A 20,608-nucleotide genomic window follows, 5' to 3' on the forward strand; every position below is an offset into this window, starting at 1 on the left:
ATGCAGCCCGGGGCGAGCGGAGCGATGGGGGATGAGCCCGGGGCGAGCGGAGCGACGGGAAATCGGCCTGGGGATCGGGTGCTCACCATCCCCAATGCGTTGAGCGTGCTGCGCCTGCTGCTGGTGCCGGTGTTCCTGTACCTGCTCTTCGACGGTGCCATCGGCTGGGCGGTCGCGGTGCTGATGTTCAGTGGTTTCTCCGACTGGGCCGACGGCAAGATCGCTCGGCTGGTCGCCGATCAGTCCTCCCGGCTGGGCGAGTTGCTCGACCCGGCCGTCGACCGCATCTACATGGTGGTGACCCCGGTGGCGCTCGCCGCCGCCGGCGTGGTGCCGTGGTGGTTCGTGATCGTGCTGATCGGCCGGGATCTGGTGCTGGCCGCGACGCTGCCGGTGCTGCGCAGCCGCGGGCTCACCGCACTGCCGGTCACCTATATCGGCAAGGCTGCGACGTTCGCGTTGATGTCCGGGTTGCCGCTTGTGCTGCTGGGCCAGTTCGATGCGCTGTGGAGCCGGGTCATCCTGGCCTGTGGCTGGGCATTCCTGATCTGGGGGATGGTGCTGTACCTGTGGTCGGCGGTGCTGTACCTGGCGCAGGTGGGGCTGGTGATCCAGCGACTGCCCCGCACCGCCGCAGCGAACCGGGGAGCACCGGGGCATGGTTGATCCCGCGAGTTCGCTGGGCGGCTTTCACCCCGAGGCCGGCCTGAACCATCACGAAAAGGATGCGCCGCAACGCATCCCGGTGCCGTCGCTGCTGCGTTCGCTGCTCTCCGACCATCTCGACCCGGGCTATGCGGCGGCCGCCGCGGCCCGCCACGACCACCCTGCGGGCCGGCTGCGCGCCGGGGGCTGGACATTGCTGGCGGGGCTGACCGTGGCGGTCGTGTTCGCCGCGGCCGCCTCGCAGGCGCAGTCGGTGGCGCCGGCGAACCGGCAGACTCAGCTGGTGCTCGCCGACAGCGTGCGGGCCGGCGAGAGCCGCACCGACGCCGTCGAGGTGACCAGGGATGAGCTGGCCGCCGAAGTCGAGACCGAGCGGCGCAGCCGCCTCGCCGGTGACGAACAGGGCCGGGCACTGCTTGCCGCGCTCGACGAGGCGGAGTTCTCCGCCGCCGTGACGCCCGCGATCGGGCCCGGGCTCGAGGTCGCCGTCACCGACCCCGGTATGTCCCGGGATCTCACCGACGTGTCCAAACAGCGGGTGACGGGCAGTCAACAGGCGATCCTGGACCGCGATCTGCAACTCGTGGTCAACTCGTTGTGGGTCGGGGGAGCCGAGGCGGTGGCGGTCGGTGGGGTGCGGATCGGGCCCAACGTCACCATCCGGCAGGCCGGCGGCGGCATTCTCGTCGACAACCGGCCGATCACCAGCCCGTACGCCATCGTCGCACTGGGGCCGCCGCACGCGATGCAGGACGTGTTCAACCGCAGTCCCGGGATGCAGCGGCTCACGCTGCTGCAGCAGTCCTACGGCGTCGGGGTTACGGTCAGTACCGGTGAGGCGCTGAGCGTGCCCGCTGGTTCGGTACGAGAGATCCGCTTTGCCACACGGATTGAGCGGTGAGGTATGGGGAAGAGTTGATCTACAGGTTGAACCAGAAGTTGGTCCAGACGTGATCGGTATCGCCGCACTCGTCGTCGGCATCGTGCTCGGGCTGGTCTTCCACCCGAGCGTGCCCGAGGCGATCCAGCCGTACCTGCCCATCGCCGTGGTGGCGGCGCTGGACGCGGTGTTCGGTGGCTTGCGCGCCTATCTGGAGCGGATCTTTGATTCGAAGGTGTTCGTCGTGTCCTTCGTCTTCAACGTGTTGGTGGCCGCGCTCATCGTCTACGTGGGCGACCAGCTCGGTGTCGGTACCCAGTTGTCCACCGCGATCATCGTGGTGCTCGGTATCCGGATCTTCGGCAATGCAGCCGCGTTGCGGCGCAGGCTGTTCGGAGCGTGAGCGATGGCTGAGCACGCCGCGAACGAGCAGCCCGAGCACGGCCGCCACGAGTTGCCGGAGGACGCCGCCGCGCCCGCCGGTCGCACGCGCTCCCAATGGATTTTTGGCGCTCTGGGCGTCGTGCTGTGCATGCTGCTTGGGATCGCGATCGTCACGCAGGTGCGGCAGACCGGATCCGGTGATTCGCTGGAGACCGCACGGCCGGCCGATCTGCTGGTGCTGCTGGACTCCCTGCAGCAGCGGGAGGCCGCGCTCAACACCGAGGTCGCCGATCTGCAGCAGACCCTGAACTCGCTGCAGGCATCCGGCAGCAGCGATCAGGCGGCCATCGAGAACGCCCAGGCCAGGCTGGCGGCATTGTCCATTCTGATCGGCTCCGTGGCCGCCGTCGGCCCGGGTGTGACGATCAGCGTCCGGGACGATGCCCGCGGCGTGTCGCCGGAGACGATGCTCGACGTGATCAACGAGTTGCGGGCGGCGGGCGCGGAGGCCATGGAGATCCGCGGCGCGGGGACCGGCGGGCTGGCGGCACCTCCCGCCCGCGGGGGAGAACGCAGCGACCCGGGGAATGCGGCGCAGGGTGTCCGGGTGGGCGTCGACACCTGGGTGATCGGCGCGCCGGGCGCACTGATCGTCGACGGGGTCACCCTCGGGTCTCCGTATTCGGTTCTGGCGATTGGTGATCCGCCCACGCTCTCGGCCGCGATGAACATCCCCGGCGGGGCCATGGACAGCGTGAAGCGGGTCGGCGGCACGATGACGGTGACCCAGTCCGAGTCCGTAGAGGTGACCGCCTTGCGGCAACCGAAACCTCGCCAATACGCTCAGCCCGTCAAGTAGTGCCCGCGTCCCGCCGCCGAAGGAGTCCCGTGAGCGAGATCCCGTCCGATCTGCAGTACACCGCCGAGCACGAGTGGGTGCGACGCACCGGCGAGGACACCGTGCGGGTCGGCATCACCGACTACGCGCAGGCGGCCCTCGGCGATGTGGTGTTCGTGCAGCTGCCCGACGTGGGCGCAGCGGTCGCCGCAGGCGATGCGTTCGGGGAGGTCGAATCCACCAAATCGCTGTCGGACCTCTACGCGCCGATCACCGCGAAAGTCGTTGCGGTCAACGGTGAGCTCGAGGGCAATCCCGAGTTGGTCAACTCCGATCCCTACGGCGCCGGCTGGCTGGTCGAACTGCAGACCGACACCGCGGTGCCGGCAGGTCCGCTTCCGGACCTTCTGGACGCGGACGGCTACCGCGGGATTCTTCCCGAGTAGGTGTTGTTAGGGTTTTGCGGATCTGTTGATCAGCGACAAGCGTTGAGCAGGTCTGCGTGACCGGATCCGGCGGTGGTGGACCCAATGGCCTGCCCGGCGCGGTACGGTCGTCGTGAGACGCAACTAAGGCCGGACGGGCGCGCGGATGGTCCCATACGGCCGTCGGACAAGCACGCCACAGCAGCCAGTAGAGGAGCAGCGGGTGACGGAAAACAGCAACTTTCAGGCCGACCAGTCCGACGAAGTCACGGTGGAGACGACATCGGTTTTCCGCGCTGATTTCCTGAACGAACTGGATGCCCCGGCCAGTACCGGCACCGAGAGTTCGGTGTCGGGTGTCGAGGGTCTGCCTGCGGGTTCGGCCCTTCTCGTCGTCAAGCGGGGCCCCAACGCGGGCTCGCGCTTCCTGCTCGACCAGGCCACCACCTCGGCAGGCCGCCATCCGGACAGCGACATCTTCCTCGATGACGTCACCGTGAGCCGTCGGCACGCCGAGTTCCGGCTGGAGTCCGGCGAGTTCCAGGTCGTCGACGTCGGCAGCCTCAACGGCACCTACGTCAACCGTGAGCCGGTGGACTCCGCCGTGCTCGCCAATGGCGACGAGGTGCAGATCGGCAAGTTCCGGCTGGTCTTCCTGACCGGGCCGAAGACGGACGACGCCGGCTAACTGCCGAGCGCCGCTTGCGCGAGGATTAGATGACCCAGCCCGAACCGGCACCCGCCGGGATGTCCATCGGAGCGGTTCTGGACCTGCTGCGCCCCGACTTCCCGGATGTCACGATCTCGAAGATCCGGTTCCTGGAGGCCGAGGGGCTGGTCACCCCGCAGCGCTCGGCGGCCGGCTATCGCCGGTTCACCGCCTACGACTGCGCCCGGCTGCGGTTCGTCCTGACCGCGCAGCGCGAGCAGTATCTGCCACTCAAGGTCATCAAGGCCCAACTGGACGCGCAGCCCGACGGCGAGCTGCCGACACTCGGATCCGCGTACACGGTTCCGCGCCTCGTCCAGATCGCCGGGGATGTCGGCACGGGCACCGATCCCGCGGGCACCGAGGCGGTGGCGCCGGCACAGGTGCGGCTCAGCCGAGAGGATCTGCTGTCCCGCTCCGGTGTGGACAACGCCCTGCTGGCGGCCCTGGTCACCGCGGGTGTCATCAAGCCCGGACCGGCAGGGTTCTTCGACGAGCATTCGGTCACCATTGCCCAGTGTGCCCGCGCGCTGGCCGATTACGGTGTCGAGCCGCGGCACCTGCGGGCGTTCCGGTCGGCAGCCGACCGGCAGTCCGATCTGATCGCCCAGATCGCCGGTCCGGTGGCGGCCGCCGGCAAGGCCGGGGCGCGCGACCGCGCCGATGACCTGGCCCGCGAGGTGGCGGCACTGGCGATCACCTTGCACACATCGCTGATCAAGTCCGCAGTGCGAGACGTTCTCGATCGTTGAGGACTAGACTTTGCCTGGACGGCTTCGTTGCGGAGGGCAGGCGCTGATGGGTGAGGTTCGGGTAGTCGGTATTCGCGTGGAGCAGCCCCAGAATCAGCCTGTGCTGTTGCTGCGGGAGTCCAACGGTGACCGCTACCTGCCGATCTGGATCGGGCAGTCCGAGGCCGCCGCGATCGCGCAGGAACAACAGGGCGTCGAGGCCCCGCGCCCACTCACCCATGACCTCATCCGGGATCTGATTGCTGCCCTGGGCCATTCGCTCAAAGAGGTACGCATCGTCGATCTGCTGGAGGGCACCTTCTACGCCGACCTGATCTTCGATCGCGATATCAAGGTCTCGGCGCGGCCGTCGGACTCGGTGGCCATCGCGCTGCGCGTCGGGGTGCCGATCTTCGTCGAGGAAGCGGTGCTGGCCGAGGCCGGGCTGCTGATTCCCGACGAGACCGATGAAGAGAGCGACGGACCGGTCCGCGAGGACGAGGTCGAGAAGTTCAAGGAATTCCTCGACAGCGTGTCACCCGACGATTTCAAGGCGACCTGACGCTGCTCCTCCCGCACCATGGTCAAGATCACGGATGCGTCTCGTGAGTTCGACACGCGGGCCGGGTGTGAGCCGCAGGGGAAACGGGCAGCCATAATTTTGATCGACGACGAGCAGTAGCAGCAATGTGTTGAGCGTATGCTCGACACATTCAAACTCGGACGTGACGCGCGACGATCACGGGCCCGGGGGCGACGGCGAGAGGATGGACTGTGGGCGACACGCCACATCAGGGGGAGCTGGATCTGTCTTCCGCCGGCGGTGCGACTCCGCCCGTGAGCAGCGCACCCGGCGAGCCCGTGCAAGGCGGACTGTTCCCGGACAATTCGATCCCGGACGAGCTGGTCGGATACCGCGGGCCGAGCGCCTGCCAGATCGCCGGCATCACCTACCGCCAGCTCGACTATTGGGCGCGCACCTCGCTGGTCGTGCCATCGATCCGGGGCGCCGCCGGATCGGGCAGCCAGCGCCTGTACTCCTTCAAGGACGTCCTTGTCCTCAAGATCGTCAAGCGACTGCTCGACACCGGAATCTCACTGCACAACATCCGTGTCGCGGTGGATCACCTGCGGCAGCGCGGTGTGCAGGACCTCGCCAACATCACGCTGTTCTCCGACGGGACCACGGTGTACGAGTGCACCTCCGCCGAAGAGGTTGTCGACCTCCTGCAGGGCGGCCAGGGCGTGTTCGGGATCGCGGTGTCGGGTGCCATGCGGGAACTGACCGGCGCGATCGCCGACTTCCCGGGAGAGCGCGCCGACGGCGGCGAGTCGATCTCGGCGCCGGAGGATGAACTGGCCTCGCGGCGCAAGACCCGGGACCGCAAAATCGGCTGACCGCTCACTCACGAATGTGACGAAGATGGCGAGGAATCCTTGATTCCTCGCCATCTTCGTCACATTCGGCCCGGCTGAATCCGGCGTGGACGGTGCTGGATCTGGCCGACCGGTAGAATCAGCAGCGCATCGCCCTTGCGCGGGAGAGTTCCGTGACGGCCAGTCACGGGCGCCGAAGGAGCAATACCTCTCCGTCAACCTCTCAGGCACCCAGGACCGCGGACGGCCACGATGCCTCTGGAAAGTGGTGCCCCGCGCACCCGCCCATGGGGAAAGGCCGGACCGGCTGAATCTCTCAGGCGCCCCGACAGAGGGAGAGGGACTGGCTGTCCGCGCCCTCGAACAGGGGAGATCACGTGTCTGTTGACCATTCCGGCTTCGTCGCCCGCCACATCGGGCCCGACGCCGACGCCATCGCCACCATGCTCGATGTCATCGGCGTCGGCTCGCTCGACGAGCTGGCCGACAAGGCACTTCCGGCCGGCATCCTCGACGCGGTCGGCGCCGACGGCCTGGCACCCGGCCTGGAACACCTGCCGCCGGCGGCCACCGAGGAAGAGGCTCTCGCCGAGCTGCGCGCCCTGGCCGACTCCAACACCGTGGCCGTGTCGATGATCGGCCAGGGGTACTTCGACACGCTGACCCCGCCGGTGCTCAAACGCAACATCCTGGAGAACCCGGCCTGGTACACCGCCTACACGCCGTACCAGCCCGAGATCAGCCAGGGTCGGCTGGAGGCGCTGCTCAACTTCCAGACCATGGTCAGCGACCTGACCGGCCTGGATGTGGCGAACGCCTCGATGCTCGATGAGGGCACCGCCGCCGCCGAGGCGATGACGCTGATGCACCGTGCGGTGAAGGGCCCGTCCAACCGGCTGGCCGTCGACGCCGATGTGTACGCCCAGACCGCGGCGGTGATCGCGACCCGCGCCGAGCCGCTGGGCATCGAGATCGTCACCGCCGACCTGCGCGACGGCCTGCCCGAGGGCGATTTCTTCGGTGTGATCGTGCAGTTGCCGGGCGCCAGTGGACGGGTCGACGACTGGAGCGCACTGGTTGCCCAGGCCCATGAGCGCGGCGCGCTCGTCGCCGTGGGGGCCGACCTGTTGGCGACCACCCTGATCACCCCGCCCGGCGATATCGGCGCCGACGTCGCCTTCGGCACCACCCAACGTTTCGGTGTGCCCATGGGATTCGGCGGCCCGCACGCCGGTTACCTGGCCGTGCACACCAAGCACGCCCGCCAGCTTCCCGGCCGCCTCGTCGGTGTCTCCGTCGACAGGGATGGGTCGCCGGCGTTCCGCCTGAGCCTGCAGACCCGCGAGCAGCACATCCGGCGCGACAAGGCGACCAGCAACATCTGCACCGCGCAGGTGCTGCTGGCCGTGATCGCGGCGATGTACGCCAGTTACCACGGCGCCGCCGGCCTGACCGCGATCGCCCGCGGGGTGCACGATCAGGCGGCGAAGATCGCTGCGGCCCTTGGTGATTCGCTGGTGCACGAGAGGTTCTTCGACACCGTGCTGGCCGAAGTTCCCGGCCGGGCCGATGAGATCGTCGCCGCGGCCAAGGCCGCGGGTGTCAACCTGTGGCGCGTCGACGCCGATCACGTGTCGGTGGCCTGTGATGAGGCCACCACCGATGCGCATGTCGCGGCCGTGTTGGAAGCGTTCGCGGTGACCCCCGCGCCGGCTGCGGGAACCGATATCGCCACCCGGACGTCGGATTTCCTGACCCACCCGGCGTTCCACCTGTACCGCACCGAGACCTCGATGATGCGGTACCTGCGGTCGTTGGCGGACAAGGACATTGCGCTGGACCGCAGCATGATCCCGCTCGGGTCGTGCACGATGAAGCTCAATGCGGCCGCCGAGATGGAACCGATCACCTGGCCGGAATTCGCCAAGCAGCATCCGTTCGCCCCGGCGTCGGACAATCCGGGCCTGCGCCGCCTGATCGCCGACCTGCAGGACTGGCTGACCGGCATCACCGGCTACGACGAGATCTCGTTGCAGCCCAACGCCGGATCGCAGGGGGAGTACGCCGGGCTGCTCGCCATCCAGGCCTACCACCGCGACAACGACCAGGCCGACCGCGACGTCTGCCTGATCCCGTCCAGTGCACACGGCACCAATGCGGCCTCCGCCGCACTGGTCGGGATGCGGGTGGTCGTGGTGTCCTGCCGCGCCAACGGTGACGTGGACCTCGATGACCTGCGCGCCAAGGTCGCTGCGCACGCGGATCGGCTGGCCGCGCTGATGATCACCTACCCGTCCACCCACGGGGTGTACGAGCATGATGTCGCCGACATCTGTGCGGCCGTGCATGATGCGGGCGGCCAGGTCTACGTGGACGGCGCCAACCTCAACGCGCTGGTCGGGCTGGCCCGACCGGGTCGTTTCGGCGGCGATGTCAGCCACCTCAACCTGCACAAGACGTTCTGCATCCCGCACGGTGGTGGGGGTCCCGGCGTCGGACCGGTCGCGGTGCGCAGCCACCTGGCGCCGTATCTGCCCGGCCATCCGCTGGCCGACGAACTCGGCGACAGCTACACCGTCTCGGCGGCCCCGTACGGGTCGGCGTCGATCCTGCCGATCACCTGGACCTACATCCGGATGATGGGCGGGGCCGGGCTGCGGGCAGCCTCGCTGACCGCGATCGCGTCGGCCAACTATGTGGCGCGCCGCCTCGACGAATACTTCCCGGTGCTTTACACCGGCGAGAACGGCATGGTCGCTCACGAGTGCATCCTGGATCTCAACGGCATCACCAAGGCCACCGGCGTCACCGTCGACGATGTGGCGAAGCGGTTGGCGGACTTCGGTTTCCACGCACCGACGATGAGCTTCCCGGTGGCCGGCACGCTCATGGTGGAGCCCACCGAGAGCGAGAGCCTGGCCGAGGTGGACGCGTTCTGTGACGCGATGATCGCCATCAAGGCCGAGATCGACAAGGTCGGTTCGGGGGAGTGGCCGGTGGAGGACAACCCGCTGCGCGGTGCCCCGCACACCGCGGAGGCTCTGCTGGTGCCGGAGTGGTCGCACCCCTACACGCGGGAGCAGGCCGCCTATCCGTTGGGCAAGGGATTTCGTCCGAAGGTGTGGCCGCCGGTCCGCCGGATCGACGCCGCCTACGGCGACCGCAATCTGGTGTGTTCCTGCCCGCCGGTGGAGGCATTCGCTTAGCCTGACCCGGTGCTGCCTGCAGATGTGCAGAACTGGGCCGACGGTGGACGCTTCCTGGCCACCTCCGCCGGTTCGGTGTTCGTCCGGTCCGCGCCCGGCGAGGGGCCGACGGTGCTTCTGCTGCACGGATTTCCGTCCAGCTCCTTCGATTACCGCGAGGTGGTCACCGAGCTGGCGGGCCGGTCGTGGGTGACGCTGGACTTCCTGGGCTTCGGTCTGTCGGACAAGCCTCGGTGGGCAGGAGCGCAGCGACCGGGGAGTCGGCGCCGACCGCACACCTACAGCCTGCTGGAACAGGCGGACCTGGTGCAGCAGGTGCTGGCCGAGACCATCACCGGGCCGGTCTCGATGGTGGCGCACGATATGGGCACGTCGGTGGCGACCGAGCTGCTGGCCCGCGATGTGGAGGGCCGGCTGCCGTTCGATCTGCGTTCCGCGGTGCTGACCAATGGCAGCGTGATCCTGGAGCGGGCCAGTCTGCGCCCGTCCCAGAAGGTGCTACGGGGACCGCTCGGACCGGTGATGTCGCGGCTGATCGGCCGGGGCGGTTTCGTGCGCGGCTTCGGCCGGCTGTTCGGTGCGGATCATCCGCTGACGGCGCAGGAGGCCGCGGCGCAATGGGCGTTGTTGGCGCACAACGACGGTCACCGGATCACGCACCTGCTGTGTGCCTATCTCGACGAGCGGGTGCGCTATGCGTCCCGGTGGCACGGTGCGATCAGTGCGTGGCAGAAGCCGCTGAGTTTCCTGTGGGGGCTGGACGATCCGGTGGCCACGGTCAACGTCCTCGCCGGACTGCGTGAACTGCGCCCGGCGGCGAAGGTGGTCGAACTGCCGGGCATCGGGCACTATCCCCAGGTCGAGGTGCCGGATGTGTTCGCCAGAGAGGCTCTCGGTCTGCTTCAGCTGTGAGCGGCGTCGAACTCCCGACGCGCCGCTGCGATATCGCCCTGGTGGCGTTCGGTCCACCGGACCAGCGATTGGACGGTCTGGTGCAGGGTGCGCCCGAGATCGGTGAGTTCGTAGTCGACCCGGGGCGGGACGACGGGATGCACGGTGCGGCGCACCAGGCCGTCGCGTTCGAGCTGGCGCAGCGTGACGGTCAGCATCCGCTGGCTGACGCCGTCGATCATGCGTTTGAGCTCGGTGAATCGCATGGAACCGTCATCGAGCAGGGCGATGACGAGCAGCGACCATTTGTCCGCGATCCGGTCGAGGATCTGGCGGACCTCACAGTCCTCGCGCCGATCCCACTGGAAGGCGTCCGGGCAGCAGTCGGTTACCTCAGGGGTACCGGCTGACTTCGAAGTGCCTTCTTCCGCCACACCGCCATGGTGCCTGATGATGTGGTCAGTTACCAATAGGAACTCAAGGTTGGGGTAGATGGACACAGTTGCGGCACATCCCACACGTACGCCCTCGCGGACCCGCTCGGCGCTGCTCCTGGTGGCGCTCTGCGGGGCGGCTTTCCTGGAGGGCATCGACATCGCGATGTTCAACATCGCCCTGCCGGTGATCCGCGAGGCGCTGGGGCTGCCGACCGTCCAACTCCAGTGGATCGTCAGCGGTTACGTCATCGGCTACGGCGGTTTCATGTTGCTGGGCGGGCGCACCGCCGATGTCTACGGGCGGCGGCGGGTGTTCCTGATCGCCCTGGTCGTCTTCATCGGCGTCTCCGCGCTGGGGGGCGTCGCCCCCAGTGGAGCGATGATCATCGCGGTCCGCGTCATCACCGGGATCGCGGCGGCCTTCCTGATGCCGGCCGGGCTCGCGATCATCACCACCAGCTTTCCCGAAGGCCCGCAACGGGATCGCGCGGTGCTCATCTACGCGGGCATCGGCGCGGCCGGGTTCTCGCTCGGGCTCGTCGCCGGCGGCGTGCTGACGGCCTTCGGCTGGCGTTGGGTCTTCTTCGCTCCCGTCGTGCTCGCGCTGGCCGTGCTGGCCCTGGGTTTTCCGCTGATCCCACGCGACACCGTGGCAGCGCGCCGTTCACTCGACCTGCCCGGCGCTCTGCTGATCACCGGCGCGGTGGTCCTGACCGTCGCCACGATCGAGAATGCCGCGCACGCCTCCGTTTTCGCCTCGGCAGCGACAGGTGCCGTCGCGCTCATGCTGTTCGCCGCATTCACCGTCCGGCAGCGCACCGCCGCCGACCCGCTCGTCCCTCCTGGTCTGCTGCGCAACGACAGCCTGGTCAACGCCTACATCGGTGCCGGCTGCCTGGCGGGTGGCTTCATGGGATTCCAGTTCATCGTGGTGCTCTACCTGCAGGAATTACGCGGTTGGTCGGCACTGACGACGGCGTTGGCGCTGCTGGTGGTCGCCATCGACGCCATCCTCGCGCCGACACTGACCCCGGTCCTGGTCCGCAGGTTCGGGCTGTGGCGGGTCATCGCGGCCGGCATGTTCTTCTCGGCATTGTCGTTCGCCTTGTTCACCGGTGTCGAGGACGACTGGGTCTATCTGAGCATGCTGCCGAGCTTCCTGGCGCTGGGGATCGCGTTCACCCTGGCCTACGGCCCACTGACCATTGCCGCCACCGACGGCGTCGAGGAATCAGCGCAGGGCCTGACCGGGGGGTTGCTCTACACCACGTTCCAGTTCGGCGCGGCGATCGGGCTCGCCGTCACCACCGCCGTTCAGGTCGCCGTCCTGGCAACTGGTGCCGACCTGCTCGAGTCATACCGTGCGGCGCTGCTGGTGCCGCTCGGGGTCGGACTGATCGGCATCGCGGTGACACTGCCGCGGGCGTGGCGGGCTCCGCGGGGGTGCGCCACCGCAGCGGAGTAGCTTGGGCACCATGGACCGGCTGTGGCACAGCTATTTCCGTCGCCCGGCCCACGTGCCCGTGCTGCGGTTCGATCCCGGTCGCCAAAGGTGGATCACCGCACGCGAAACGGCCACGCCATGCCACGTCGACCGTCTCACCGTCACGACGTACAACATCTGGTTCAACGACAAGCACGCCCGGCAGCGCCACCGCACCATCGCCGATCTGCTGTCCCGAGAATCCCCGGACATCATGGCTTTTCAGGAGGTGACTCCCGATGCGCTCACCGTGTTCGGAGAACAACCATGGATCCGGGAGCACTATCGCAGTGCCGCGGTTGTCGGGGGCCGCCGGGGCAACTATGGCATGCTGCTGCTGTCCCGCGTCCCCGTCGACAGCGTCACCTACACGCCGCTGCCGACCCGATTGTCCCGCGGATACCTGACCGCACAGCTCACCGTCAACGGTGAGCGGCTGACCGTCGTCGGTATCCATCTCGAGAGCGGAAAGGCGTCAGCGTCTCTGCGTGCCCGCCAACTCGGGCGGATCTTCGCATCCCAGCGCGACGCCGAGAACGTGGTGATGTTGGGCGACTTCAACATCCGTGACTCCGAGAACGCCATCATCGACCCGGACTACCGGGACGCCTGGCCGGTGCTGCGCCCGGGAGAACCCGGGTACACCGAGGACACCACCATCAACCACATGCGGTTCGACATGAAGGACAAACGCCGCCACGTCCGATTCGACCGGGTGCTCACCACGGGTGACGCCTGGGTGCCCGAATCGATCGAACTACTGGGCCGCGAACCGATTTCGGCCGCACTGCCGCGGGTGTTCCCGTCGGATCACTTCGGGGTGCGCTGCGTGCTGCGGCGGCGCTGAAGCGAGGAGCTCAGCCCAGGAAGTCGGCGACCGCATCGGCCAGACCGGGATCGGCCGAGCTGGGCACATTGCGGTACTCGCCGCCACTGGCCCGTGCCACCTCTTCCCACGTCGAGCGGTCCGGGTCGTCGCCGAGATTGATGACGTTCACCGCGACCGGCCGGTCCGTGTCCACCGCGCCCTGGATGTAGGAGATCAGTCCCGGGCCGTCCAGGCTGCGGTCGGTGTGCGGGCCGGAGGTGATCACCAGCACCGAATTCGGTTCACCGGCGCGGAAGTTCGCCAGCGCGTCGGCGTAGATCAGCCGCAGCGTGGTGAAGGACACCGCGCCGCCACCGGAGCTCGTCTGGGACTGCAGATTCGTCGACAGCGCCGCCGAGCGGGGTTCACCACCGACATCGTCGCCGAGTGGTCCGGTGGTGGTCACCGAGCGTCCCGCCACCCCGTCGAAGGTCCACAGCCCCACCGACGATGTCGGCGACAGCATCTGCAGCCGGTCGTTGAGCGCGGTGGTCACATTGGCCAGCCGGCTGCGGCCTCCCTCGTCGACGGGCATCGACTGATCGAGCATCACGGTGACCGTGCCGCTCTGGGCGGGTGCGGTCATCCGGGTGGCCAGGGTGGCGCGGGACTGCGCGTCACCGAAGGACAACGGCTGGGCGAGCGCCGGGAAATCGGTGACCGGGCTGCCCGGCGGTGCCACCCCTTCGACCCGGAATCCGGCCTTGGCGAGTTCGGCGAGTTGCTCGGGTTTGCGCATGAAGCGGTCGAACTCGCTTGCCGCGGTCAGCTGTTCCTTGGACAGCCAGTCGCCGCTGAGCAGCACCGCGGGGAAGTCGGCGACGGCGGCCGGCCCCGAGGGGATCCAGGAACCGAGCTTGCCGGCAGCATCGTCGAGGTTCGCGCCCCGCTCGAACAGCTTCTGTTCGGTGGTGGCGACGGCGTGCACCGGTGCGGTCGCGGGGTCGGCGGCGTTGACGAGGGCGTCCAAAGCGGTCGAGGCCGCGGCGTCGGCCAACTCGGGTTGCCCGGCAAGCAGGCGTTGAGCCGCGCCCGCGCCCGCGCTGCCCGGCGATCCGGCGGGCGCCGAGGCGGCGGCCACCGCTTCGGAGGCCAGGTAGGCGGCGTCGCTGTTGTCGGTGAGCGGCAGCGCCAGTTTCAGGCCACCCCAGCCCGGCAGGTTGAGCCCGTCCAGGCCGGCCGGGTCGCTCTGCAGCCCCGGCAGGGCCGACCAGCTCTGCTGGCCCAGCGCATCCTTGAGCTCGGGCCGGACGGCCAGCACGACGGGGGAGCTCACCAGCGGCCGGCTGTCGATGACGGTTTTGCCGCCGCTGGCCGTCTCCAGCCGTGCCTCCGAGATCGAGCTCGCCGGAATCCACAGGGCCGGGCGGTCACCGAGTTCGCCAGGCCAGGACTCGGCGAAACCGTTGATCACCGCGGTGGAGTCCGCGGCCCGCACCGCGACCTGCACACAACGGTCGCCCACCGGGTCGGCGGTCGCGCTGTACTGCTCGGCGAAGGTGCCCACCTGTTCGGCGATGGCAGGGTCGGCGATGACCGCGACGGTCACCTCGCCCTCGACGCAGCGATCGGCGGAGGCCTGGCTGCGGTTGGACAGCGCGTCACCGAAGAAGCGCCACAGGATGACGGCGCCGACCACCACCACGACGGTGATGAGAGCGCCGATGACGACGGGGCTGACCTTGCGCCGCCCGGTGGTCACCGCACGGTGACTGCCGGTCCACTCGCCGTCCTCGTAGGTGCGCTGGCGGCCGGTGACCGAGAAAGCCTGGGTCGGCGAATCCTCGTCGGCGACGGCGGGGAAACCTCGCGGCGCCGGGTCGGGCTCGTCGTACCCGCGATCGACTTCGTACTGGTAGTCGTCCGGACCGTACTCATCGGACCCGTAGTCATCGGACCGGTATTCGCCAGGACCGTATTCGTCGGCCCCATAACCGGCGTCGCGGAAACCTGCATCACTGTCCCCGGCGGGTTCCGACCCGTAACCGGCGTCCGGCCCGTTGCCGGTCCGGTCGTCGGCCTCGTCGGGGTCGGGAATGCTGTGCCTGCCCATCCCTACCCTCTTAACTCGTCGTGTCGAATGCCCCGCCGAAGTCTAGTCACTGGCTTGCGGCACGCGCCTTGAACTCGCGGCGGCGCCGGTGCAGGATCGGCTCGGTGTAGCCGCTGGGCTGCTGGGTGCCCGACAGGATCAATTCCTGCGCGGCCTGGAAGGCGATGCTGGCCTCGGGATCGGTGGCCATCGGCAGGTAGTCGGGGTCGCCGGCGTTCTGCTGATCGACGACAGCGGCCATCCGGCGCAGGCTCGCCTTGATATCGCCCTCAGTGATCACTCCGTGGCGCAGCCAGTTGGCCAGCAACTGACTCGAGATGCGCAGCGTGGCACGGTCTTCCATCAGCGCGACATTGTGGATGTCGGGCACCTTGGAACAGCCGACACCGGCGTCGACCCAGCGCACCACGTAGCCCAGGATGGACTGGCAGTTGTTGTCGACCTCTTCGTGGATCTCATCGGTCGACCAAGCCAGTTCACCGGCCAGCGGAATGGTCAGCAACTCGTCGATGGTGGCGCGCTGCTTGCCTGCGAGTTCCTTCTGCACCGCCGCCACGTCGACCTGGTGGTAATGCATGGCGTGCAGGGTGGCCGCGGTCGGGGAGGGCACCCACGCGGTGGTGGCGCCTGCGCGGGGCTGGCCGATCTTCTGTTCGACCATGTCGGCCATCAGATCGGTCATGGCCCACATGCCCTTGCCGATCTGGGCGCGCCCGGACAGGCCGGTGGCCAGGCCGACGTCGACGTTGGCGTCCTCATAGGCCTTGATCCACGGCTGGCTCTTCATGGCGCCCTTGCGGATCATCGGGCCGGCCTCCATCGAGGTGTGGATCTCGTCGCCGGTGCGGTCCAGGAAGCCGGTGTTGATGAACACGACACGGTCGGCGGCGGCCTTGATGCAGGCCTTCAGATTCAGCGTGGTGCGGCGTTCCTCGTCCATGATGCCGACCTTGAGGGTGCCCTGGGGCAGACCGAGGACATCCTCGACTCGGCTGAACAACTCGCAGGTGAACGCGACCTCGTCGGGCCCGTGCATCTTGGGCTTCACGATGTAGATCGATCCGGTGCGACTGTTGGCGTGCGGTCCCGTCTCGTCGCTGACCGTCAATCCGTGGGTGGCGATCAGGCCGGTGAACAGGGCGTCCTGGATGCCCTCGGGGACCTCGTTGCCGTCGGCGTCCACGATCGCGTCGTTGGTCATCAGATGCCCGACATTGCGGACGAACAGCAGGCTGCGCCCGGGCAAGCTGAGCTGGCCGGTGCCGTCGGGGGTGCTGAACGTCCGATCGGGGCTGAGCACCCGGGTGAAGGACTTGCCGCCCTTGCTGACCTCTTCGGCGAGATCGCCGCGGTTGAGCCCCAACCAGTTGCGGTAGCCCAGGACCTTGTCCTCGGCGTCGACCGCGGCGACCGAGTCCTCGAAATCCATGATGGTGGTGATGGCGGACTCCAGCACGACGTCCTTGATGCCGGCCTTGTCGGTCGATCCGACCGGTGAGTCCGCGTCGGTCAGGATCTCGATGTGCAGGCCGTTGTGCTCCAGCAGCACCGACCAGGCCGGAGCACCGAGTTCGCCGGTGTAGCCGACGAATGCGCTCGGATCGGCGAGCTCGACCGACGAGGGCTCGCCCGAGGAGTCGACGGTCAAAGTCAGCACGCCGTCGGTGATCGTCACCTCGGTGATGTCGGCCCAGGAGCCCGAGGACAGCGGCACGGCCTCGTCGAGGAAGTTGCGGGCGTAGGCGATGACCTTGTCGCCGCGCACCCGGTTGTACGAGGAGCCCTTCTCGGCGCCACCGTCCTCGGAGATCACGTCGGTGCCGTACAGCGCGTCATAGAGCGAACCCCACCGCGCGTTGGCGGCGTTCAGGGCGAAGCGGGCGTTGAGGATCGGCACCACCAACTGCGGGCCCGCGGTGCTGGTGATCTCGGCGTCGACACCGGAGGTGGTGATGCTGAAGTCGGCGGGCTCGGGCGCCAGGTAACCGATATCGGTGAGGAACTGCTTGTACTCGGCGGCGTCGAAGGGGCCGATGACCCGGGCACGGTGCCACTTGTCGATCTGGGCCTGCAGGTCATCACGACGGGCCAGCAGACCCTGGTTCTGCGGGGTGAGGTCGGCGATGACCTTGTCCACGCCCGACCAGAAGGTATCGGGGTCCAGACCGGTGCCGGGTAACGCTTCGGTCGTGATGAAGTCGTGCAGCACCTTGGCAACCCGCAGGTTTCCCACCGTCACGCGCTCGGTCATGTTTCCTCCCTTAGCAGTCGGACTAGTTTACCCGCCGGTAACTACCGGTGATCCGGCGGAGGACCGGGTGAGCAGCAGGTCACACCGGCGGGCCAGCTCCGCACGCAACGGCGCGGCCCGTTCGGTGATGCCCTGCTGCGCTGTGACGTACTCGGCGCGGCCTGCGGCGGTCTCGATGGTAATCGGGTCGAAACCATAGTCGGTCAGGTCATATGGGCTGGCACACATGTCGACCGCCCGCGCGTCGGCGGCCAGTTCCAGGCAGTCCATCACCAGTTCCGAGGGCACCAGCGGCCCCAGTTTGTAGGCCCACTTGTAGCAGTCCATTGCTGCGTGAATGCAGCCCGGCTGCTCGGTGACGAGCTGGGTGTCGCGGCGTAACTGCTCACCGTTGCGCTCGGCAGCGGCCGGGGTGAAGAACCTGAACGCGTCGAAATGGCTGCATCGCAACGGCATCGAATCGACGACGGCGTCGGTGCCCGTCGCCCCGAGACGCAGCGGCACCTGGCCGTGGCGCACCTCCGGCGAGCGGTAGACCATCGCCCATTCATGCAGCCCGAAACAGTTGAACCGGGCGGGCCGCTGGGCGGTACCCGACAGCAGGTCGGCGATGAACGCCACGGTGTCGCGCCGGGCTTTCAACAGCTCATCGGTCACCGTCACAGTGCCCTCGATGCGGTGGTAACCGGTGCGGGTGGCGAAGCGTTCGGCGGCGGGTCCGGCCAGCGCGACGCCGAAGCCGGGATGCCAGCGCCGCAGCTGGCGGGGCCGCAGGCTGTAGTAGGTGAACAGGAAATCCCACACCGGATGCGGTTCGCCGCGTCGCGCGCGGTGCTGGTGCGGCGCGGTGAACCGCGCGACCCGCTGCTGGTGCGCGGCCTCCCGAGCCAGCCAGTCCGATTCGGTGAGGACGGTCACCATCAGATCCGGTTCGTCCCGTCGCGCACCGTGCCGACCAGATCTTCCACCAGGTCCTCCAGCGTCACCATCGCCGTGACCCGGCCACCGTCGGTGACCAGTGCGAGGTGACTCTTGTTGCGCCGCAACCGGGTCAGCGCGTCGGGCAGCGGCAGCGTGGATGCCACCTCGATCAGCGGGCGCACCATCGCCGCGTCCAGCGTGGTGCGCTCCTCGTGGAGCACCGGCAGCACATCCTTGATGTGCAGGTAGCCCAGGTAGCTGCCGTCGGCATTGGTCACCGGGAAGCGGGAGTACCCGGTCTCCGAGAGCGCCTGCTCGACGGCCGCGATCGTGGGTCCGGACCCCGGTGCCGCCGAGGGCACCGCGTGGATCCGGTCCAGCGGGATGGCCAGATCCGCCACGCTGCGATCGCGGATCTGCAGGGCGCGGGTCAACCGGGTGTGCTCCTCCCGGTCGAGCAGACCCTCCGACAGGGACTCGGCGATCATGTCGGACAGCTCGACGGTGGAGACCGTGACGTCGAGTTCGTCCTTGGGTTCCACCCGCATCGCCCGCAGCGTGGTGTTGGCGGCCCAGTTGTAGAAGGCGATGAGCGGGCGCACCGCACGGATGTACATCAGGTACGGCGGTACCAGCAGCATCGCGGTGGCTTCCGGTCCGGCGATGGCGATGTTCTTGGGCACCATCTCGCCGAGCAGCACGTGCAGGGTCACGACCACCGCGAGCGCGACGATGAACGACACCGTGTGCAGGACGGCGTCGCCGACGCCGAGCAGCGCGAACGGTTTCTCCAGGAGATGGGCCACCGCGGGCTCGCCGACCCGGCCGAGCAGGATCGAGCAGATGGTGATGCCCAGCTGCGCGCCGGCCAGCATCAGCGAAAGGTTCTCCGCCGCACGCATCACCGTGACGGCGCGTTTCTTGCCCTGCTCGGCGAGCGCTTCGAGGCGGTCGCGCCGCGCCGAGATCAGGGCGAACTCGGCGCCGACGAAGAACGCGTTGAGGCCCAGCAGCAGGACGGTCAGTGCGACCGCGAACAGGTCACCGCCCATCGGTGGGCTCCTTGCCCTCGGCGGGTGACGCGTCGGCGCCGGCGGTCTCGACGAGTTCCAGCAGATCGATACGCCGGCCGTCCATCCTCAAGATCCGGGCCTGCCAGCGCACCGGGTCCTCACCGGGCTTGTCCGGGTCGAACTCGGTGAGCTCCACGGTTTCGCCGACGTCGGGGATGTGTCCGAGCTTCTCCAGGACCAGGCCGCCGATCGTCTCGTAATCACCCTCGGGGGCCCGGAACGGTGTCTCGGAATCGACCTCGTCGATCCGCAGCAGTCCGGAGACCTGCCAGCCGGCCCGGCTCTGCACCACATCCGGTGTGGCGTCATCGTGTTCGTCGCGCACATCGCCGACGATCTCCTCGATCAGGTCCTCGAAGGTGACCATGCCCGCGGTGCCGCCGTATTCGTCGACGACCATGGCGGTCTGGATCCCGTTAGCGCGGATCTGGGTCATCACCGCGTCACCGTCGAGCGACGCGGGCACCGTCGGCACCGGCACCGCCAACCGGGACAACGGGGTGGTGGCGCGCCGTTGCGCCGGCACCTCGAAGACCTGCTTGACGTGCACCATGCCGACGGTCTGGTCGAGGTCGCCGTCGACGATCGGGAAACGCGAGTAGCCGGTGCGGATCGAGGCGTCCAACAGGTCGGAGACGGTGTCCTCCAGTTCCAGCGATTCGATCTTGGACCGTGGGGTCATCAGTTCCTCGGCGGAACGGTCGCCGAACTGCAGTGAACGGTCGACCAGGACGGCGGTGTCGGCGTCCAGCGCGCCGCTGCGTGCCGAGGTGCGCACCAGCGACACCAGTTCCTGGGGGGACCGTGCCGAGCGCAGTTCCTCGGCCGGTTCGATGCCCAACCGGCGCAGGATCCAGTTGGCGGTGCCGTTGGTGGCCTTGATGACCGGGGTGAACAGCTTGGAGAAGTACCACTGCGGCGCGCCGGCGAATCGGGCGGTGGGCAGTGGTTTGGAGATGGCCAGATTTTTTGGCACCAGCTCACCGAAGATCATCGACACCGAGGTGGCGATCAGCAGCGCCAGCACCAGAGCGATCGGGCTCACCCAGTCGGCGGGGACGTGCAGCGCGGTCAGCGGCGCGTAGAGCAGCCGGGCCACCACGGGTTCGGCCAGGTATCCGGTGGCCAGGGTGGTGATCGAGATGCCGAGCTGCGCGCCGGACAGCTGGAAGGACAGGGTGCGGTGTGCCTTGAGGACGAACTGATCGCGCCGTCCGCCGGTCCGTGCGTTGGACTCGACGATGCTGCGTTCCAGTGCGGTCAAGGAGAACTCGGCCGCGACGAACAACGCGGTTCCCGCGGTCAGCAGGATGAACGCGAGCAGGCTGAGCAGCGTCATGGTGAGATTCATCGTCTGCTCACCGCAGGTGTGCCGGGCCTGGTGCCCGGCCGGCTACTGGACGGCTCGGATTCAC

General features: G+C 68.2%; 19 protein-coding genes and 2 riboswitches. Of the genes, 13 read left to right on the forward strand and 6 right to left on the reverse strand.

Annotated features, from left to right (window positions below; translation table 11 throughout):
• Window positions 1-24: 24 nt before the first annotated feature.
• The 11 genes from EXE63_RS28170 to EXE63_RS28220 all read left to right on the forward strand — a co-directional run bounded on the left by EXE63_RS28170 (window position 25) and on the right by EXE63_RS28220 (window position 10,128).
• Window positions 25-666 carry a CDP-alcohol phosphatidyltransferase family protein gene (locus tag EXE63_RS28170; protein ID WP_168145822.1) on the forward strand — a complete coding sequence of 214 codons (642 nt, stop codon included), beginning with the start codon at window positions 25-27 and terminating at the stop codon, window positions 664-666.
• The gene (locus EXE63_RS28175; protein ID WP_168144661.1) at window positions 659-1,567 is read left to right on the forward strand and encodes a DUF881 domain-containing protein; all 909 of its coding nucleotides are present in this window, start codon (window positions 659-661) and stop codon (window positions 1,565-1,567) included. The genes EXE63_RS28170 and EXE63_RS28175 overlap by 8 nt, the downstream gene beginning before the upstream one ends.
• Before the next feature lie 49 nt (window positions 1,568-1,616).
• On the forward strand, window positions 1,617-1,949 hold the full coding sequence (locus EXE63_RS28180) for a small basic family protein (protein ID WP_067996730.1): 333 nt from the start codon (window positions 1,617-1,619) through the stop codon (window positions 1,947-1,949).
• Window positions 1,950-1,952: 3 nt separating this feature from the next.
• Window positions 1,953-2,789 carry a DUF881 domain-containing protein gene (locus tag EXE63_RS28185; protein ID WP_168144662.1) on the forward strand — a complete coding sequence of 279 codons (837 nt, stop codon included), beginning with the start codon at window positions 1,953-1,955 and terminating at the stop codon, window positions 2,787-2,789.
• 29 nt (window positions 2,790-2,818) lie between these two features.
• Window positions 2,819-3,214: a glycine cleavage system protein GcvH gene (gcvH, locus tag EXE63_RS28190; protein ID WP_168144663.1), complete on the forward strand. Its 396-nt coding sequence runs from the start codon at window positions 2,819-2,821 to the stop codon at window positions 3,212-3,214.
• A gap of 202 nt (window positions 3,215-3,416) precedes the next feature.
• Complete coding sequence (garA, locus tag EXE63_RS28195) at window positions 3,417-3,881, forward strand: glycogen accumulation regulator GarA (RefSeq protein WP_057166076.1); 465 nt, start codon at window positions 3,417-3,419, stop codon at window positions 3,879-3,881.
• A gap of 29 nt (window positions 3,882-3,910) precedes the next feature.
• Window positions 3,911-4,654, forward strand: a complete 744-nt coding sequence (gene ftsR, locus EXE63_RS28200) for a transcriptional regulator FtsR (RefSeq protein WP_168144664.1) — start codon at window positions 3,911-3,913, stop codon at window positions 4,652-4,654.
• Between the two features lie 46 nt (window positions 4,655-4,700).
• A complete protein-coding gene (locus tag EXE63_RS28205; protein WP_168144665.1) occupies window positions 4,701-5,195 on the forward strand; it encodes a bifunctional nuclease family protein in 495 nt (164 codons plus the stop codon).
• 212 nt (window positions 5,196-5,407) lie between these two features.
• The gene (locus tag EXE63_RS28210) at window positions 5,408-6,031 is read left to right on the forward strand and encodes a MerR family transcriptional regulator (protein ID WP_168144666.1); all 624 of its coding nucleotides are present in this window, start codon (window positions 5,408-5,410) and stop codon (window positions 6,029-6,031) included.
• A gap of 130 nt (window positions 6,032-6,161) precedes the next feature.
• A riboswitch (glycine riboswitch) is annotated at window positions 6,162-6,260 on the forward strand.
• Window positions 6,261-6,352: riboswitch (glycine riboswitch) on the forward strand. It abuts the riboswitch before it with no gap.
• A 35-nt stretch (window positions 6,353-6,387) separates the two neighbouring features.
• Window positions 6,388-9,216, forward strand: a complete 2,829-nt coding sequence (gene gcvP, locus EXE63_RS28215) for an aminomethyl-transferring glycine dehydrogenase (RefSeq protein WP_168144667.1) — start codon at window positions 6,388-6,390, stop codon at window positions 9,214-9,216.
• 9 nt (window positions 9,217-9,225) lie between these two features.
• Complete coding sequence (locus tag EXE63_RS28220) at window positions 9,226-10,128, forward strand: alpha/beta fold hydrolase (RefSeq protein WP_168144668.1); 903 nt, start codon at window positions 9,226-9,228, stop codon at window positions 10,126-10,128.
• On the opposite strand, the gene EXE63_RS28225 is transcribed toward EXE63_RS28220, so the two are convergent.
• Complete coding sequence (locus EXE63_RS28225; RefSeq protein ID WP_234904296.1) at window positions 10,119-10,541, reverse strand: winged helix-turn-helix transcriptional regulator; 423 nt, start codon at window positions 10,539-10,541, stop codon at window positions 10,119-10,121. The genes EXE63_RS28220 and EXE63_RS28225 overlap by 10 nt on opposite strands.
• Window positions 10,542-10,599: 58 nt before the next feature.
• Between EXE63_RS28225 and EXE63_RS28230 the strand changes: the two genes are divergently transcribed.
• Window positions 10,600-12,009: an MFS transporter gene (locus tag EXE63_RS28230; RefSeq protein ID WP_168144670.1), complete on the forward strand. Its 1,410-nt coding sequence runs from the start codon at window positions 10,600-10,602 to the stop codon at window positions 12,007-12,009.
• Window positions 12,010-12,019: 10 nt separating this feature from the next.
• Window positions 12,020-12,874, forward strand: coding sequence for an endonuclease/exonuclease/phosphatase family protein (locus EXE63_RS28235; RefSeq protein ID WP_168144671.1), 855 nt, complete (start codon window positions 12,020-12,022; stop codon window positions 12,872-12,874).
• 10 nt (window positions 12,875-12,884) lie between these two features.
• On the opposite strand, the gene EXE63_RS28240 is transcribed toward EXE63_RS28235, so the two are convergent.
• The 5 genes from EXE63_RS28240 to EXE63_RS28260 are packed head-to-tail and all read right to left on the reverse strand — an operon-like array spanning window position 12,885 to window position 20,544.
• A complete protein-coding gene (locus EXE63_RS28240; protein ID WP_168144672.1) occupies window positions 12,885-14,948 on the reverse strand; it encodes a vWA domain-containing protein in 2,064 nt (687 codons plus the stop codon).
• A 46-nt stretch (window positions 14,949-14,994) separates the two neighbouring features.
• Window positions 14,995-17,199 carry a malate synthase G gene (locus tag EXE63_RS28245; protein WP_168144673.1) on the reverse strand — a complete coding sequence of 735 codons (2,205 nt, stop codon included), beginning with the start codon at window positions 17,197-17,199 and terminating at the stop codon, window positions 14,995-14,997.
• A 27-nt stretch (window positions 17,200-17,226) separates the two neighbouring features.
• Window positions 17,227-18,120, reverse strand: coding sequence for a 3-methyladenine DNA glycosylase (locus EXE63_RS28250; protein ID WP_168144674.1), 894 nt, complete (start codon window positions 18,118-18,120; stop codon window positions 17,227-17,229).
• Window positions 18,120-19,172, reverse strand: coding sequence for a hemolysin family protein (locus EXE63_RS28255; protein ID WP_168144675.1), 1,053 nt, complete (start codon window positions 19,170-19,172; stop codon window positions 18,120-18,122). The genes EXE63_RS28250 and EXE63_RS28255 overlap by 1 nt, the downstream gene beginning before the upstream one ends.
• A complete protein-coding gene (locus EXE63_RS28260; protein ID WP_168144676.1) occupies window positions 19,162-20,544 on the reverse strand; it encodes a hemolysin family protein in 1,383 nt (460 codons plus the stop codon). The genes EXE63_RS28255 and EXE63_RS28260 overlap by 11 nt, the downstream gene beginning before the upstream one ends.
• Window positions 20,545-20,608 lie beyond the last annotated feature (64 nt).

The organism is Mycolicibacterium frederiksbergense (assembly GCF_012223425.1).
Classification (GTDB): domain Bacteria; phylum Actinomycetota; class Actinomycetes; order Mycobacteriales; family Mycobacteriaceae; genus Mycobacterium; species Mycobacterium frederiksbergense.